This window comes from Pseudomonas sp. TWP3-2 (assembly GCF_049897765.1).
Lineage (GTDB): Bacteria > Pseudomonadota > Gammaproteobacteria > Pseudomonadales > Pseudomonadaceae > Aquipseudomonas.
The window spans coordinates 309,299-327,223 of sequence record NZ_JAFCWW010000001.1; the positions used below are offsets into that span (position 1 = coordinate 309,299).

Here is a 17,925-nt window from a genome sequence, read left to right on the forward strand (position 1 = left end):
AGGAGTCTTTTTCGTGACTGACAATAAGCCTACAACTGCCGTTTATACAAAGAGACGTGACGTCGAAATCCGTGCCGCCCGCGGTAACACGCTGACCGCCAAGAGCTGGCTGACTGAAGCGCCGCTGCGCATGTTGATGAACAACCTCGACCCGGAAGTCGCCGAGAACCCGAAAGAACTGGTGGTTTACGGTGGCATCGGCCGCGCTGCGCGCAACTGGGAGTGCTACGACAAGATCGTCGAAAGCCTGACCAACCTGAATGACGACGAGACCTTGCTGGTGCAATCCGGCAAGCCGGTCGGCGTGTTCAAGACCCACAGTAATGCGCCGCGCGTACTGATCGCCAACTCCAACCTGGTGCCGCACTGGGCGAGCTGGGAGCACTTCAACGAACTAGACGCCAAGGGCCTGGCCATGTACGGCCAGATGACCGCCGGCAGCTGGATCTACATCGGCAGCCAGGGCATCGTTCAAGGCACCTACGAAACCTTCGTCGAAGCCGGTCGCCAGCATTACAACGCTGACCTCAAAGGGCGCTGGGTGCTGACCGCAGGCCTCGGCGGCATGGGCGGCGCACAGCCTCTCGCCGCAACCCTGGCCGGCGCTTGCTCGCTGAACATCGAATGCCAGCAAGTCAGCATCGACTTCCGCCTCAATAGCCGTTACGTCGACGAGCAAGCCACCGACCTCGACGACGCACTGGCGCGCATCGACAAATACACCAAAGAAGGCAAGGCGATCTCCATCGCGCTGTTGGGCAACGCGGCTGAAATTCTGCCGGAACTGGTCAAGCGCGGCGTGCGTCCGGACATGGTCACTGACCAGACCAGTGCCCACGATCCACTCAACGGTTACCTGCCAGCCGGTTGGACCTGGGAAGAGTATCGCGCTCGCGCCAAGACCGAGCCTGCTGCCGTGGTCAAAGCCGCCAAGCAATCGATGGCAGTACACGTCAAAGCGATGCTGGAATTCCAGAAGATGGGCATCCCGACTTTCGACTACGGCAACAACATCCGTCAGATGGCCCAGGAAGAGGGCGTCGAGAATGCATTCGACTTCCCGGGTTTCGTACCGGCTTATATCCGTCCGCTGTTCTGCCGCGGCATCGGTCCGTTCCGTTGGGCTGCACTGTCGGGCGATCCACAAGACATCTACAAAACCGACGCCAAGGTCAAAGAGCTGATCCCTGACGACGCCCATCTGCACAACTGGCTGGACATGGCCCGCGAGCGCATCAGCTTCCAGGGTCTGCCGGCACGTATTTGCTGGGTCGGCCTGGGCCTGCGCGCCAAGCTCGGTCTGGCGTTCAACGAGATGGTGCGTAGCGGTGAATTGTCCGCGCCAATCGTCATCGGTCGCGACCACCTGGACTCCGGTTCCGTCGCCAGCCCGAACCGCGAAACCGAATCGATGCAGGACGGTTCCGACGCCGTGTCCGACTGGCCATTGCTCAACGCTCTGCTGAACACCGCGAGCGGCGCGACCTGGGTTTCCCTGCACCACGGCGGCGGCGTCGGCATGGGCTTCTCCCAGCACTCGGGCATGGTGATTGTCTGCGACGGTACTGACGAAGCGGCCGAGCGTATTGCCCGTGTGCTGCACAACGACCCGGCCACCGGTGTCATGCGTCACGCCGATGCGGGTTACCAGATCGCCATCGACTGCGCCAAGGAACAAGGCCTGAACCTGCCAATGATCACTGGCAAATAAACACCCGAGCCAACCCTTCCAATAACAATCCACAGAGGTTGAATCATGGCTGTCAGCAACGATCGTGCAAGCAACAAACCGTTGATCGAAAGGCGTTCGATCGACTACATCCCGGAAGCGGAAAGACACGGTCGTCTGTTCAGCCAGTTCACCCTGTGGATGGGCGCCAATCTGCAAATCACCGCGATTGTCACCGGGGCGTTGGCCGTGGTGCTGGGCGGTGATGTGTTCTGGTCGTTGATCGGTCTGTTGATCGGCCAAGTGCTCGGCGGTGGGGTAATGGCGTTGCATGCGGCGCAAGGGCCGAAGCTCGGTCTGCCGCAGATGATTTCCAGCCGCGTGCAATTTGGTGTGTATGGCGCGGCGATCCCGATCGTGCTGGTGTGCCTGATGTACCTCGGCTTCACTGCCACCGGTACGGTGCTTTCCGGGCAGGCGCTGGGCCAGTTGTTTGGTGTCAGCGACAGCGTCGGCATTCTGATTTTCGCCAGCGTTATCGTGCTGGTGACGGTGCTCGGTTATCGGGTGATCCACTGGATTGGCCGGGTTGCCAGTGTGGTGGGTGTGATCGCCTTTGTTTATCTGTTCTACCGCCTGATGAGCCAGACCGACGTTGGCGCACTCCTGCAGATCCGCCACTTCAGCTGGAGCAGCTTCCTGCTGGCGGTGTCGCTTGCGGCCTCGTGGCAGATCGCTTTCGGCCCTTACGTGGCTGACTATTCGCGTTACCTGCCGAGCAAGACTTCCTCGGTGAAAACCTTCTTTGCCGCTGGCGCCGGTTCGGTGATTGGCGCGCAAGTGGCGATGATTCTCGGCGTGTTCGCGGCGGCTTCGGCCAACGGCCAATTTGCCGGGCATGAAGTGGCATACATCGTCGGTCTGGGCGGGACCGGTGCCACCGCTGCACTGCTGTATTTCAGCATTGCGTTCGGCAAGGTGACCATCTCGACGCTGAACTCCTACGGCAGCTTCATGTGCATCGCCACCATCATCAGTGGTTTTCGTGGTGAGCTGAAAGTCACGCGCATGCAGCGTCTGGTGTTCGTGCTGGTGATCGTCGGTGCGGCGACCCTGATGGCGCTGCTCGGGCAGCACTCGTTCCTCGGTGCGTTCAAGTCTTTCATCCTGTTCCTGCTGGCGTTCTTCACGCCGTGGAGCGCGATCAATCTGGTCGACTACTACTGCATCACCCGTGAGCGCTACGACGTACCGGCGCTGGCCGATCCGAATGGTCGCTACGGCCGTTGGAACCTGCTGGGTATCAGCATCTATGTGTTCGGCGTGCTGGTGCAGTTGCCGTTCATCTCCAGCAAGTTCTACACCGGCCCGCTGGTGGCGGCGCTGGGCGATGTAGACATCTCGTGGATCATCGGTCTGGTGGTGCCCGCCGCGCTGTATTACGTGTGTGCGAAAAAATGGCACGGCTCGGTACCTGATCAACTGATTCTGCCGGTCGAGCAGAACAGCGTTGCACAACCAACAACAAGTGGGGCCACTCGCGCTGCGGCGCAGGCCTGATCTGGACGTGGACAGGGCTGGATGCCTCTTGACTGCCGTAAGCCAATTCATGATTAGGAGCGTCACGACAATGAAATCGAACAAGACCCTGCTGACCACATTGCTGTCCATGGGCCTGCTGGCCAGCGCCGGCGCCACTCAGGCTGCCGGCTGGTGCGAGTCCGGCAAATCGGTGAAATTCGCCGGCCTGAACTGGGAAAGCGGCATGCTGCTGACCGACGTCCTGCAGGTGGTGCTGGAGAAAGGCTACGGCTGCAAGACCGACAGCCTGCCGGGCAATTCCATCACCATGGAAAACGCCCTGAGCAGCAACGACATTCAGATCTTCGCCGAAGAATGGGTCGGTCGCAGCGAGGTCTGGAACAAGGCCGAGAAGGCCGGCAAAGTCGTCGGTGTCGGCGCGCCGGTGGTGGGCGCAGTTGAAGGCTGGTACGTGCCGCGCTACGTGATCGAAGGCGACGCCAAGCGCAAGCTCGAAGCCAAGGCGCCAGACCTGAAAAACATCGCTGACCTGGCCAAATATTCCGCCGTGTTCAAAGACGCCGAAGAACCGGCCAAGGGCCGCTTCTATAACTGCCCGGCCGGATGGACGTGCGAGCTGGACAACAGCGAAATGTTGAAAAGCTACGGTCTGGAAAACAGCTACACCAACTTCCGTCCGGGCACCGGCCCGGCGCTGGATGCGGCGGTGCTGTCGAGCTACAAGCGTGGCGAACCGATCCTGTTCTACTACTGGACGCCGACCCCGCTGATGGGCCAGATCGATGCGGTCAAACTCGAAGAAAAACCCGGTGTCGACAAGCGCGTGACGATCAAGGTCGGCCTGTCCAAGACCTTCCACGAGCAAGCCCCGGAACTGGTGGCCGTGCTGGAAAAGGTCAACCTGCCAATCGACCTGTTGAACCAGAATCTGGGGCGCATGGCCAAGGAACGCATCGAGTCGCCGAAACTGGCGAAAATCTTCCTCAAGGAACATCCTGAAGTCTGGCATGCATGGGTCAGCGAAGACGCTGCCAAGAAAATCGACGCGGCGCTGTAGGTCGAATTCCTCCCGGCCAACCGAGAGGCGGGCCGGGGTGTTCACCGCAATCGCTTGCTTGAGTTTCCTGATTGAGAGCCGCTTATGTTTCCCGAGAGCTTTACCTTTTCCATCGCCGACTGGGTCAACGGTTGGGTCGATGCGCTGGTCACCAACTACGGCGATGTGTTCCGGCAGATCTCCGACACGCTGCTGTGGGCCATCGTCAATCTTGAAGGCCTGCTGCGCGCCGCCCCTTGGTGGTTGATGCTCGCGATTGTTGGCGGCGTTGCCTGGCACGCCACCCGTAAGGTCGTGACCACGGCGGTGATCGTCGGTCTGTTGTTCCTGGTCGGCGCGGTCGGCTTGTGGGACAAGCTGATGCAGACGCTGGCGCTGATGATGGTCGCGACTGTCATTTCGGTGCTGATCGGCATCCCGCTGGGGATCCTCTCGGCGCGCAGCAATCGCCTGCGTTCGGTGCTGATGCCGCTGCTCGACATCATGCAGACCATGCCGAGTTTCGTGTACCTGATCCCGGTGCTGATGCTGTTCGGTCTGGGCAAGGTGCCGGCGATTTTCGCCACGGTGATCTACGCCGCGCCGCCGCTGATTCGCCTGACCGATCTGGGCATCCGCCAGGTCGACGGTGAAGTCATGGAAGCGATCAACGCGTTCGGCGCCAATCGCTGGCAGCAGCTGTTCGGCGTGCAACTGCCGCTGGCCCTGCCGAGCATCATGGCCGGGATCAACCAGACCACCATGATGGCCCTGTCGATGGTGGTGATCGCCTCGATGATCGGCGCCCGTGGCCTGGGTGAAGATGTGTTGGTGGGGATTCAGACCCTCAACGTCGGACGCGGGCTTGAGGCCGGTCTGGCGATCGTGATTCTCGCAGTGGTCATCGACCGCATTACTCAGGCGTACGGTCGGCCACGGCACGAGGTGAGCAAATGAGCAACGCAATCGTGAGCAAGATCGAAGTCAAAAACGTCTTCAAGATTTTCGGCAATCGCTCGAAAGAAGCGCTTGGCATGATTGGCCAGGGCAAGACCAAGGATCAGGTGCTGGCCGAAACCGGTTGTGTGGTCGGCGTGAATGACCTGTCGCTGAGCATCGGCACTGGCGAGATTTTCGTGATCATGGGCCTGTCCGGCTCGGGCAAATCGACCTTGGTGCGGCACTTCAATCGCCTGATCGACCCGACCAGCGGCGCGATCCTGGTGGACGGCGTGGACATCCTGCAATACGACATGCAAGCCCTGCGCGAATTTCGCCGGCACAAGATCAGCATGGTGTTCCAGAGCTTCGGCCTGCTGCCGCACAAGAGCGTGCTGGACAACGTCGCCTACGGCCTGAAAGTGCGCGGCGAGAGCAAGCAACTGTGTGCCGAACGCGCGCTGCACTGGATCAACACCGTCGGCCTCAAGGGCTACGAAAACAAATACCCGCATCAGCTCTCTGGCGGTATGCGTCAGCGTGTGGGCCTGGCTCGCGCACTGGCGGCGGACACCGACATCATTCTCATGGACGAAGCCTTCAGCGCCCTCGATCCGCTGATCCGCGCCGAGATGCAGGATCAGTTGCTCGAGCTGCAGAAGACCCTGCACAAGACCATCGTGTTCATTACCCACGACCTTGATGAGGCGGTGCGCATTGGCAACCGGATTGCGATTCTCAAGGATGGAAGGTTGATTCAGGTCGGCACACCGAAAGAGATCCTGCATTCGCCGGCAGATGAGTATGTCGACCGGTTCGTGCAGCGACGGGCGGCAGTGGTTTGAGAGAAGTTTGTGGTGAGACTGCTTCTGTGGCGAGGGAGCTTGCTCCCGCTGGGCTGCGAAGCGGCCCCAAAAAATCTGCGACCGCTGCGCGCTCGAGCGGGAGCAAGCTCCCTCGCCACAAAAAGCATGCATCAACAGAATTGGTGTGAGGTTGAAGATGTCCCAGGCTGAAAAAATCGTGATCACTGGCGACCATTTGCGTTGGCAGGACGTGGTCGCCGTCGCGCGCCACGGCGCGTCACTCGAGCTGTCGGTGCAGACCTGGGCGCGTATCGATAACGCGCAGGCCATCGTCCAGCGCATCGTCACCAGCGGCGAACGCGCTTACGGCGTCAACACCGGTCTCGGTGCGTTGTGCAACGTGTCGCTGAAAGATGAACAACTCAGCCAGCTCTCGCGCAACACGCTGCTCAGCCACGCTTGCGGCGTCGGTGCAGTGCTGCCCGATGAGCAGACCCGCGCGATCATCTGCGCCGCGATCCGCAATTACAGCCACGGCAAATCCGGCATCCATCGGCAAGTGGTCGAAGCGCTGCTGGCGCTGCTCAATCGCGGCATCACCCCGCAAGTCCCGGCGCAAGGTTCAGTCGGTTACCTGACGCACATGGCGCACATCGGCATCGCGCTGTTGGGCGTGGGCAACGTCAGCTATCGTGGGCAAATCGTTTCCGCGCAGCAAGCGCTGGCCGAAGAAGGTCTCCAACCGGTGCAGCTCGGCGCAAAGGACGGCTTGTGTCTGGTCAACGGCACGCCGTGCATGTCCGGCCTCAGCTGTCTGGCGATTGACGATGCCACGCGCCTGCTGCAATGGGCCGACGTGATCGGCGCCATGAGTTTCGAAGCGCAGCGCGGGCAGATTGCCGCGTTCGATGCCGAGATCATCGCGCTCAAGCCGCATCCGGGCATGCAGCAGGTCGGCATCAATTTGCGCGCATTGCTTGATCGCAGTGAAGTGATTGAATCGAGCAAAGGCATTCGTACTCAGGATGCGTTGAGCATTCGTTCGATTCCCCAGGTGCACGGCGCTGCGCGTGATCAACTCGAACACGCAATCAAGCAAGTCGAAACCGAACTCAACGGCTGTACCGATAACCCGTTGCTGCTCGGTACGCCGGAGGATTTCCGGGTGATGTCCCAAGCCAATCCGCACGGTCAGTCAGTGGCGCTGGCGGCGGATCTACTGGCGATTTCCATGGCTGAAATCGGCTCGATTGCCGAGCGTCGTCTGGATCGCCTGATCAACCCGCACGTCAGCGGTCTGCCGGCGTTTCTGGTGGCCAATCCGGGAGTCAATTCGGGGATGATGATCGTGCAATACGTCGCCGCATCGCTGTGCGCGGAAAACCGCCAGTTGGCGCAACCGGCGGTGCTCGACAACTACGTCACCTCGGGCTTGCAGGAAGATCATTTGAGCATGGGCACCAACGCCGCGCTGAAGCTGCACCGTGCGCTTGAAAACTGCACGCAGATCCTTGCGATCGAGTATTTGCTGGCGGCGCAGGCGTTTGAATTTTTGAAAGAACAGCGCTTCGGCGCAGGCACCGATATCGCGTGGCGACTGCTGCGCGAGAAGGTCCCGGCTTACGATCAGGATCGTTGGCTGGCACCGGATATCGCCGCCGCCGCAAGCCTTTTGAAAGATCCGAAGTTGTTGCATCACGCGTTACCGAATTTGCACTGAAAACTATCTACGCCAGCGTGCCAAGGCGCGACTCCCCAAAAAGGGCAGACGCGACGGACAACGGACATCTCCGGAGCGTCTGGCGAGTTAACAATAAACTCTCAAAAGGAGCACAAAATGACTGCGCTGAATCTGATCCCCGGCCAACTGAGCCTGGCCCAACTGCGTGAGATCTATCACAACCCGGTCAAGCTGACCCTCGACAACAGCGCCTCGGCGCAGATCGAAGCCAGCGTCGCCTGTGTCGAGCAGATCCTCGCCGAGAACCGCACTGCCTACGGCATCAACACCGGTTTCGGTCTGCTCGCTTCGACGCGCATCGCCAGCGAAGACCTGGAAAACCTGCAGCGTTCGCTGGTGCTGTCGCACGCCGCTGGCGTCGGCCAGCCGATCAGCGATGAGCTGGTGCGGCTGGTAATGGTGCTCAAGGTCAACAGCCTCAGCCGTGGTTTTTCCGGTATCCGCCGCGTGGTGATCGATGCGCTGATTGCACTGATCAACGCCGAGGTTTATCCGCACATTCCGTTGAAAGGTTCGGTGGGTGCGTCTGGCGACCTGGCGCCATTGGCGCACATGTCGCTGGTGCTGCTGGGTGAGGGCAAGGCGCGTTACAAGGGCGAGTGGCTGGAGGCGACTGAAGCGCTGAAAGTCGCCGGTCTGACCCCGCTGACCCTGGCCGCGAAAGAAGGTCTGGCGCTGCTCAACGGCACGCAGGTTTCCACTGCTTATGCGCTGCGTGGTCTGTTTGAAGGTGAAGACCTGTTCGCGGGCGCCATCGCACTGGGTGGTCTGACGGTTGAAGCGGTGCTCGGGTCGCGTTCGCCTTTCGACGCGCGGATCCACGCGGCTCGTGGCCAGAAGGGGCAGATCGACGCTGCCGCGGCTTATCGCGATGTGCTCGGTGAGCGCAGTGAAGTGTCCGATTCGCACCAGAACTGCGACAAGGTGCAGGATCCGTACTCGCTGCGCTGCCAGCCACAAGTCATGGGCGCCTGCCTGACTCAGTTGCGTCAGGCTGCCGAAGTGCTGGCGGTCGAAGCCAACGCGGTGTCGGATAACCCGCTGGTGTTCGCTGCCGAGGGCGATGTGATTTCCGGCGGTAATTTCCACGCCGAACCGGTGGCCATGGCCGCTGACAACATGGCGCTGGCCATTGCCGAAATCGGCTCGCTGAGCGAGCGCCGCATTTCGCTGATGATGGACAAGCACATGTCGCAACTGCCGCCGTTTTTGGTGGCGAATGGCGGGGTGAATTCCGGTTTCATGATTGCCCAGGTGACTGCCGCCGCGTTGGCCAGCGAGAACAAGGCGTTGGCGCATCCGCATTCGGTCGACAGCCTGCCGACATCGGCGAATCAGGAAGACCATGTTTCGATGGCGCCGGCCGCCGGCAAGCGCTTGTGGGAAATGGCTGAAAACACCCGCGGGATTCTCGCGGTGGAATGGCTGGCGGCGGCGCAGGGGCTGGATCTGCGTGGAGGTTTGAAGACCTCGGTAAAACTGGAAAAGGCTCGGGCAATTCTGCGTAAGGAAGTGCCGTTTTACGAGAAAGACCGGTTTTTTGCGCCGGACATCAATGCGGCGACCGAGTTGTTGGCTTCGCGGTGTTTGACAGAGCTGGTTCCGGCGAAGCTATTGCCTAGCCTGTAAGAATCTACCCCCTCACCCCAACCCTCTCCCCCAGTGGGGGAGAGGGGGAAGGGAGTAGATATTCGTGCTTTTCAAAACCTGAGATCGACTGGATGTTTCAGGTCGATGTATAGCGCCAGAACACCTCGGTCCGTCCCCTCTCCCCCCGGGAGAGGGCTAGGGTGAGGGGCTTTTAGCAGGCTCCTCATCAAACAGATTCCCAACGGAGGCCCATAGTGAAAACCCTCTGGCAAAACTGCCACGTCGCAACCATGGCACACGGCGTCTACTCGATCATCGAAGACGCCGCCATCGTGACGTCAGGTGCGCACATCGAGTGGATCGGCCCACGCACGCAACTGCCATCCGGCGAATACCCGGCCGTCACCGATCTGCAAGGCGCGTGGGTCACCCCCGGCCTGATCGACTGCCATACCCACACGGTGTTTGGCGGTAACCGCAGCGGCGAATTTGAAAAGCGTCTGCAAGGCGTCAGCTATGCGGAAATCGCGGCGCAGGGCGGCGGCATTGCCAGCACCGTGCGCGCCACCCGTGAAGCGACTGAAGACGAGCTGTTCGCCAGCGCCGCCAAACGCCTGAAAAGCCTGATGCGCGACGGCGTGACCACGGTCGAAATAAAATCCGGCTACGGTCTGGATCTGGCCAACGAACGCAAGATCCTGCGCGTCATCCGGCGTCTCGCCGACGAATTGCCGATCAGCGTACGCAGCACCTGTCTCGCCGCACACGCCTTGCCGCCGGAATACGCCGATCGCGCCGACGCCTACATCGACCATATCTGCACTGAAATGCTTCCCGCCCTCGCTGCCGAAGGTTTGGTCGATGCAGTAGATGCCTTCTGCGAATACCTGGCGTTTTCGCCGGAGCAGGTTGAGCGCGTGTTCATCGCCGCGCAAAAACTGGGGCTGCCGGTGAAACTGCACGCCGAGCAGTTGTCGTCATTGCACGGCTCCAGCCTCGCCGCGCGCTATAAGGCGTTGTCCGCCGATCATCTGGAATTCATGGACGAAGCCGACGCCATCGCCATGGCTGCAGCCGATACCGTCGCGGTGTTGCTGCCGGGCGCGTTCTACTTCCTGCGCGAAAACCAGTTGCCGCCGATGGACGCCTTGCGCAAACACAAGGTCAAGATTGCCATCGCCAGCGACCTCAACCCCGGCACCTCGCCAGCGCTGTCGCTACGGCTGATGTTGAACATGGCGTGCACCTGTTTCCGCATGACCCCGGAAGAAGCCCTGGCCGGCGCCACAATTCATGCGGCGCAAGCGCTGGGCATGGCCAAGACCCACGGTTCGCTGGAAGTCGGCAAGGTCGCGGATTTTGTCGCCTGGCAGATCGACCGGCCGGCGGATCTGGCCTATTGGCTGGGCGGTGAACTGGACAAACGCGTCGTGCGTCACGGCGTTGAATCAAGTCTGTAGGAGAGTGGTTGTGGATAAGGTTCTGAATTTCAAACAAGGTCGCGTGCCGCTGCTGATCAGCATGCCTCACGCCGGTTTGCGTCTGACGCCGATGGTCGAGGCCGGGTTGATCGCCGATGCGAAAAGCCTGCCGGACACCGACTGGCATATTCCACAGCTGTATGACTTCGCTGCTGAACTTGGCGCAAGCACCTTGGCTGGCGAATATTCGCGTTTTGTCATCGATCTGAACCGGCCTTCCGACGACAAGCCGATGTACGTCGGCGCGACCACCGGTCTGTACCCGGCGACGTTGTTTGACGGCATTCCTCTGTTCCGCGAAGGGCTGGAGCCGTCGAAAGAAGAGCGGGCGACCTATCTGGAGCAAATCTGGACGCCCTATCACCGCACCTTGCAGCAAGAGCTGGCGCGGCTGAAGGCCGAGTTTGGCTACGCGCTGCTGTTCGACGCGCATTCGATCCGCTCAATCATCCCGCACCTGTTCGACGGCAAACTGCCGGACTTCAATCTCGGTACTTTCAACGGCGCGAGTTGCGATCCGCAACTGGCCGCGCAACTGGAGGCGATTTGCGCGCGGCACGGAGAGTACAGCCATGTGCTCAACGGGCGTTTCAAGGGCGGGCACATCACCCGCCATTACGGCAACCCGGCGGAAAATATCCACGCCGTGCAACTGGAGCTTGGCCAGTGCACCTATATGGAAGAGTTCGAACCGTTCCGCTATCGCCCTGATCTGGCGGAGCCGACGCGAGTAGTCCTCAAGCAATTGCTGGAAGCCTTCCTGGCGTGGGGCAAAACCCATCACACCGCATAACCCGTGCGGGAGACGACCTTTGTGGCGAGGGAGCTTGCTCCCGCTGGGCTGCGAAGCAGCCCCATAACATTCTGCGACGGCTGCGCCGCCGAGCGGGAGCAAGCTCCCTCGCCACAGGTTTTGATTCGATCCGGGGCATGCTCATTGACGTAAATCGGGTTTATGATGCCGGACGGCAGAATAATACAAGTCCCCCCAGGGATGACCCGACCCCTTACGGAGCGCGCAATGCAGACTTTGTTTCCGCAGATCAAACCTCACGCACGGCACGATCTGGCCGTCGACGGCACCCATACCCTGTACGTCGACGAAAGCGGTTCACCGGAAGGCTTGCCGGTGGTGTTCATCCACGGCGGCCCCGGCGCCGGTTGTGACGCACAGAGCCGGCGCTACTTCGATCCGAACCTGTATCGCATTGTGACCTTCGACCAGCGCGGCTGCGGACGCTCCACCCCCCACGCCAGCCTGGAAAACAACACCACCTGGGATCTGGTCGCCGACCTTGAGCGCATCCGCAAACATCTGGGCATCGACAAATGGGTGCTGTTCGGCGGTTCCTGGGGGTCGACCCTGGCGCTGGCCTACGCGCAAACCCACCCGGAACGGGTACACGGCTTGATCCTGCGTGGGATCTTTCTCTGCCGTCCGCAGGAAATCGAGTGGTTCTATCAGGCTGGTGCCAGCCGTCTGTTCCCCGATTACTGGCAGGACTACATTGCGCCGATCCCGCAGGACGAGCGCGACGACCTGCTCAGCGCTTTCCACAAACGTCTGACCGGCAACGATCAGATCGCGCAAATGCACGCAGCCAAAGCGTGGTCGACGTGGGAAGGGCGCACCGCAACCCTGCGCCCGAATCCGCTGGTGGTCGATCGTTTCTCCGAGCCGCAGCGCGCGCTGTCGATTGCGCGGATCGAATGCCATTACTTCACCAACAACGCGTTCCTTGAGCCGAATCAGCTGATTCGCGACATGGGCAAGATCGCCCACCTGCCGGGCGTGATCATCCACGGCCGCTACGACGTGATCTGCCCGCTCGATAATGCCTGGGAATTGCATCAGGCATGGCCGAACAGCGAGCTGCAGGTTATTCGCGACGCCGGCCACGCCGCGTCTGAACCGGGCATTACCGACGCACTGGTGCGCGCGGCCGGCCAGATGGCCCAACGCCTGCTCGATCTGCCGCCCGAAGAAGCATGAAGGGTTTGTTGCAGCGCGTGAAAGGCGCGCGGGTCGAAGTGGCGGGCGAAGTGGTTGGCGCGGTGGATCAGGGTTTGTTGGTACTGGTGGCTGTCGAACCCGACGACACGCGCGCCAGCGCCGACAAACTTCTGCATAAACTGCTTAACTATCGAGTGTTCAGTGACGCCGACGGCAAGATGAATCTGTCCTTGGCGGACGTCGATGGCGGGTTGCTGCTGGTCTCTCAGTTCACCCTGGCTGCCGACACCAAAAGCGGGTTGCGCCCGAGTTTTTCGACCGCCGCCCCTCCGGTTCTGGGCGAGGAATTATTCGACTATCTATTAACCAAAGCGAAACAGGTGCATGGCACTGTGGCATCAGGTAGATTCGGCGCGGATATGCAGGTGCACCTGGTCAACGATGGCCCGGTAACCTTCCTGTTACAGACGTGAAAGCGCTTGAAACATCTTTTTAAAGGCTTTTCGACTGAAAACAGGGTTTTTTCGCGATAAATACTTTGTTACCCCTGATGCGTTGTCATGCGGGCTACTAGATAATCGCGAGCATGGGGATCAGCGTCCGCTGTATCCGTTTTGACTTAGGTAGAGACTTGTCCGTATCCGATTGGGGAATCATTTTGCCCTGCCGGAGTCGGAACAATGCTCGCCAACCTGGCATATAGATAGCTGGCCGTTGGTTTTTTGATCTGTTTTCGGCGAGGGTTGCTCGTGATTGTTAGTCCCTGTAATGCACCAAAATTGTCTGCCAAACGCTTGCGAAGTGCTCTGGTAGCGGGCTCGGCACTCCTGTGCCTGCTCAGCGCCGGCCAGCTTTGGGCATTCAATCTCGACGATGTGTCGGTCAAGGCTAAAGAGCTGGCCGGGCAGAAATTCGAAGCCCCGCGCAGTAACCTGCCGAACGAATTCCGCGAAATGAAATTCGCGGATTATCAGAAAATTCGTTTCCGCACTGAAAAAGCCGAATGGGCTGATCAGAAAACCCCGTTCAAGCTGTCCTTCTATCACCAGGGCATGCACTTCGATACGCCGGTGAAAATCAACGAAATCACCGCGAACAACGTCGAAGAGATCAAATACGATCCGGCACGTTTCGATTTCGGCGATCTGAAATTCGATCCTAAAGCCACCGAACAACTGGGTTATGCCGGTTTCCGTGTGCTGTACCCGATCAACAAGGCTGACAAGCAAGACGAAATCATGACCATGCTCGGCGCGAGTTACTTCCGCGTCGTCGGCAAGGGTCATACCTACGGTCTGTCCGCCCGTGGTCTGGCGATCGATACCGCTTTGCCATCCGGTGAAGAATTCCCGCGTTTCCGCGAGTTCTGGATTCAGCAGCCGAAGCCGGGTGACAAGCACCTGGTGATCTTCGCCCTGCTCGATTCGCCGCGTGCTACCGGTGCTTATCGCCTGACTCTGCGTCCGGGCAGCGACACGATTGTCGATGTCAAAGGCCAGATGTACCTGCGTGACAAGGTTGGCAAGCTCGGCATCGCGCCGCTGACCAGCATGTTCCTGTTCGGCGCCAACCAGCCGTCGAAAGTGCTCAACTACCGTCGTGAACTGCACGACTCCAGCGGTCTGTCGATCCATGCCGGCAACGGCGAGTGGATCTGGCGTCCACTGAACAACCCTAAACATCTGGCCGTCAGCCAGTTCAGCGTCGAGAACCCGCGTGGTTTCGGTCTGCTGCAACGTGGCCGCGACTTCAGCCACTACGAAGACCTCGACGATCGCTACGACAAACGTCCAAGCGCCTGGATCGAGCCGAAGGGCGATTGGGGCAAGGGCACCGTCGAGCTGGTTGAAATTCCGACCGCTGACGAAACCAACGACAACATCGTTGCGTTCTGGAACCCGGAAAAACTGCCGGAGCCAGGCCAGCCGCTGGACTTTGCCTATCGCATGCACTGGACCATCGACGAAGCAGCACTTCACGCGCCGGACAGCGCCTGGGTCGAGCAGACTCTGCGTTCCACCGGTGATGTGAAACAGTCGAACCTGATTCGTCAGCCGGATGGCAGCGTTGCCTATCTGGTGGATTTCATGGGTCCATCCCTGGCCGCACTGGCTCCGGATGCAGACGTGCGCAGCCAGGTCAGCGTCGGCGACAACGCCGAGCTGGTCGAGAACAGCGTGCGTTACAACCCGGAAACCAAGGGCTGGCGCCTGACCCTGCGGATGAAGATCAAGGATCCGAGCAAGTCCACCGAGATGCGTGCGGCACTGGCGCAAAACGTGGTGCCGGCTGATCTGGCCAAGACTTCGCTGCCGACCTCCAATTCGTCGGTCGCCAAAGCTGACAAGGTCGCCGCCAAGCAACAAGAGAAACTCGACAAGGAAGCCAAGGCAGCCGAGGCCAAACAGGCCGACGCCAAGCCAGCCGCAGATGCCAAGGACAAGGCCAACAAAGACGCCAAGCAGCCAGTCGCTGCGGACGCGGCCCCAGCCACACCGGAATCGGCGTCGACTGAAGAAGTCCTGACCGAGACCTGGAGCTATCAGTTGCCTGCCGATGAGTAATTCTCAAGTACAGCCAGAGACTCTGTCCGAGTATCTGGCGCATCTGCCGATGACCGACGAGCAGCGCGCGGAACTCGCGGGCTGCCAGTCGTTCAGCGAGCTGCATGAACGCCTGTCGTCGAAAACCTTCGACGCTCCTGCCGAGGCCGCCCAGGCTTCGGTGGGCAAGCGCCTGACGCTGAGCACTGCCGAAGAACTGCAAGATGCGGAAATGCTGGTGCTCGACGCCAGCGGCCGTGTTTGCCTGAAAGCAACGCCGCCGATTCGTCGGACCAAGGTTGTGCCAGAGCCGTGGCGCACCAACATTCTGGTGCGTGGCTGGCGTCGCCTGACCGGCCGCACCAACCCGCCACAGCCGCCGAAGGACGAAAACGTCCTGCCGGCAGCGCGCTGGCGTACGGTCGGTTCCATCCGTCGCTACATTCTGCTGGTGCTGATGCTCGGCCAGACCATCGTCGCTGGCTGGTACATGAAAGGCATCATGCCGTATCAGGGCTGGTCGTTCGTTGATCTCGACGAAGTCCTGCACCAGCCGCTGCTGCAGACCGTCACGCAAGTGCTGCCGTATGCGCTGCAAACCAGCATCCTGATTCTGTTCGGGATCCTGTTTTGCTGGGTGTCGGCCGGTTTCTGGACGGCGCTGATGGGCTTCCTCGAGTTGCTCACTGGTCACGACAAGTACCGCATCTCGGGCAAAAGCGCCGGCAACGAGCCGATTGCCAAAGACGCGCGTACCGCACTGGTCATGCCGATCTGCAACGAAGACGTGCCGCGAGTGTTCGCCGGCCTGCGTGCGACTTTCGAGTCGGTCGCTGCCACGGGTGATCTGGATCGCTTCGACTTCTTCGTGCTCAGCGACAGTAACGACAGCGACATCTGCGTTGCCGAGCAACAAGCCTGGCTGGACGTCTGCCGCGAAGCCAAGGGCTTTGGCAAGATCTTCTATCGCCGCCGCCGTCGCCGTGTGAAACGCAAGAGTGGCAACCTCGACGACTTCTGCCGTCGCTGGGGTGGTGACTACAAGTACATGGTCGTACTCGACGCCGACTCGGTGATGAGCGGTGAATGCCTGACCAGTCTGGTGCGCTTGATGGAAGCCACACCGGACGCCGGGATCATCCAGACCGCGCCGCGTGCGTCGGGCATGGACACCCTGTATGCGCGCATGCAGCAGTTTGCTACCCGCGTTTACGGCCCGCTATTCACCGCCGGTCTGCACTTCTGGCAGTTGGGCGAATCCCACTACTGGGGTCACAATGCGATCATCCGCATGAAGCCGTTCATCGAGCATTGCGCCCTCGCGCCGTTGCCGGGTAAAGGCGCATTCGCCGGGGCAATTCTGTCCCACGACTTCGTTGAAGCCGCGCTGATGCGTCGTGCCGGTTGGGGCGTGTGGATTGCCTACGACTTGCCGGGCAGCTACGAAGAACTGCCGCCGAACCTGCTCGACGAACTCAAGCGTGACCGTCGCTGGTGCCACGGCAACCTGATGAACTTCCGGCTGTTCCTGGTCAAAGGCATGCACCCGGTGCACCGTGCGGTGTTCCTCACCGGCGTGATGTCGTACCTGTCGGCGCCGCTGTGGTTCTTCTTCCTGGTGTTGTCGACCGCGCTGCTGGCGGTGAACACGCTGATGGAGCCGCAGTACTTCCTCGAACCACGTCAGCTCTATCCGCTGTGGCCACAATGGCACCCGGACAAAGCGATTGCGCTGTTCTCGACGACCATCGTGCTGCTGTTCCTGCCGAAACTGTTGAGCATCATCCTGATCTGGGCCAAGGGCGCGAAAGAGTTCGGTGGCAAGTTCAAGGTGACCCTGTCGATGCTGCTGGAGATGCTGTTCTCCATGCTGCTGGCGCCGGTGCGCATGATCTTCCACACCCGTTTCGTACTGGCCGCGTTCCTCGGCTGGGCCGCAACGTGGAACTCGCCACAGCGTGACGACGACTCGACACCATGGAGCGAGGCGGTCAAACGCCACGGTCCACAGACACTGCTGGGTTTCTTCTGGGCGCTGCTGGTGATCTGGCTGAACCCGAGCTTCCTGTGGTGGCTGGTGCCGATCGTCGGTTCGCTGATGTTGTCGATCCCGGTGTCGGTGATTTCCAGCCGTGTCGGTCTGGGCCTCAAATCCCGTGACGAGAGCCTGTTCCTCATTCCCGAGGAATACAATCCGCCACAGGCGCTGCTGGCGACCGATCAGTACACCCACGAAAACCGCTGGCATGCACTCAACGACGGCTTCGTCCGCGCGGTGGTCGATCCCCAGCAGAACGCCTTGGCGTGCTCGCTGGCGACCTCGCGTCATGGTCAGGCCGAGCCGATCGAGTGGCTGCGCCAGGAGCGCGTGCGTCACGCGATCAAGGTCGGTCCGGCCGGGCTGAACAACCATGATCGTCTGCAACTGCTGAGCGATCCGGTGGCTCTGGCGCGCTTGCACGAAATCGTCTGGAGCGAAGGCCATGCCGAGTGGCTGGACGCGTGGCGGGCTTCGGTGAAAGCCGATCCGCACGCGCCGTTGTTGCCGCTGCGGCCGTTGAGTCTTGAGGCTCAACCGGCCTGATGAAAAAACCCCGCGAAAGCGGGGTTTTTTTTCGCCTTGC

General features: G+C 60.6%; 13 protein-coding genes. All 13 read left to right on the top strand.

The annotated features are described in order from the left end of the window. Positions 1-13 precede the first annotated feature (13 nt). The gene (hutU, locus tag ACP7EE_RS01445; RefSeq protein WP_420646859.1) at positions 14-1,711 is read left to right on the top strand and encodes a urocanate hydratase; all 1,698 of its coding nucleotides are present in this window, start codon (positions 14-16) and stop codon (positions 1,709-1,711) included. A 45-nt stretch (positions 1,712-1,756) separates the two neighbouring features. Beyond that, positions 1,757-3,229: a purine-cytosine permease family protein gene (locus tag ACP7EE_RS01450; RefSeq protein WP_420646860.1), complete on the top strand. Its 1,473-nt coding sequence runs from the start codon at positions 1,757-1,759 to the stop codon at positions 3,227-3,229. 70 nt (positions 3,230-3,299) lie between these two features. Then, positions 3,300-4,268 (top strand): ABC transporter substrate-binding protein, encoded by a 969-nt coding sequence (locus ACP7EE_RS01455; protein ID WP_426233012.1) that lies wholly within the window; start codon positions 3,300-3,302, stop codon positions 4,266-4,268. Positions 4,269-4,352: 84 nt separating this feature from the next. Then, positions 4,353-5,204, top strand: coding sequence for an ABC transporter permease (locus tag ACP7EE_RS01460; RefSeq protein WP_426201812.1), 852 nt, complete (start codon positions 4,353-4,355; stop codon positions 5,202-5,204). Then, positions 5,201-6,031: a quaternary amine ABC transporter ATP-binding protein gene (locus tag ACP7EE_RS01465; RefSeq protein ID WP_426233014.1), complete on the top strand. Its 831-nt coding sequence runs from the start codon at positions 5,201-5,203 to the stop codon at positions 6,029-6,031. Before ACP7EE_RS01460 ends, ACP7EE_RS01465 begins: the two co-directional genes overlap by 4 nt. 157 nt (positions 6,032-6,188) lie before the next feature. Beyond that, positions 6,189-7,712, top strand: coding sequence for a histidine ammonia-lyase (hutH, locus tag ACP7EE_RS01470; protein WP_426233016.1), 1,524 nt, complete (start codon positions 6,189-6,191; stop codon positions 7,710-7,712). Between the two features lie 117 nt (positions 7,713-7,829). Beyond that, positions 7,830-9,362 carry a histidine ammonia-lyase gene (hutH, locus tag ACP7EE_RS01475; protein WP_426233018.1) on the top strand — a complete coding sequence of 511 codons (1,533 nt, stop codon included), beginning with the start codon at positions 7,830-7,832 and terminating at the stop codon, positions 9,360-9,362. Between the two features lie 215 nt (positions 9,363-9,577). After that, a complete protein-coding gene (gene hutI / locus ACP7EE_RS01480; RefSeq protein ID WP_426233020.1) occupies positions 9,578-10,783 on the top strand; it encodes an imidazolonepropionase in 1,206 nt (401 codons plus the stop codon). A gap of 10 nt (positions 10,784-10,793) precedes the next feature. Beyond that, a complete protein-coding gene (gene hutG, locus ACP7EE_RS01485) occupies positions 10,794-11,597 on the top strand; it encodes an N-formylglutamate deformylase (RefSeq protein WP_426233022.1) in 804 nt (267 codons plus the stop codon). A 228-nt stretch (positions 11,598-11,825) separates the two neighbouring features. Continuing rightward, the gene (gene pip, locus ACP7EE_RS01490; protein ID WP_426233024.1) at positions 11,826-12,797 is read left to right on the top strand and encodes a prolyl aminopeptidase; all 972 of its coding nucleotides are present in this window, start codon (positions 11,826-11,828) and stop codon (positions 12,795-12,797) included. Next, positions 12,794-13,231, top strand: a complete 438-nt coding sequence (dtd, locus tag ACP7EE_RS01495; RefSeq protein WP_420646869.1) for a D-aminoacyl-tRNA deacylase — start codon at positions 12,794-12,796, stop codon at positions 13,229-13,231. Before pip ends, dtd begins: the two co-directional genes overlap by 4 nt. Positions 13,232-13,507: 276 nt before the next feature. Next, complete coding sequence (locus ACP7EE_RS01500; protein ID WP_426233026.1) at positions 13,508-15,322, top strand: glucan biosynthesis protein G; 1,815 nt, start codon at positions 13,508-13,510, stop codon at positions 15,320-15,322. Further along, positions 15,315-17,885: a glucans biosynthesis glucosyltransferase MdoH gene (gene mdoH / locus ACP7EE_RS01505; protein WP_426233028.1), complete on the top strand. Its 2,571-nt coding sequence runs from the start codon at positions 15,315-15,317 to the stop codon at positions 17,883-17,885. Before ACP7EE_RS01500 ends, mdoH begins: the two co-directional genes overlap by 8 nt. Positions 17,886-17,925: the final 40 nt, after the last annotated feature.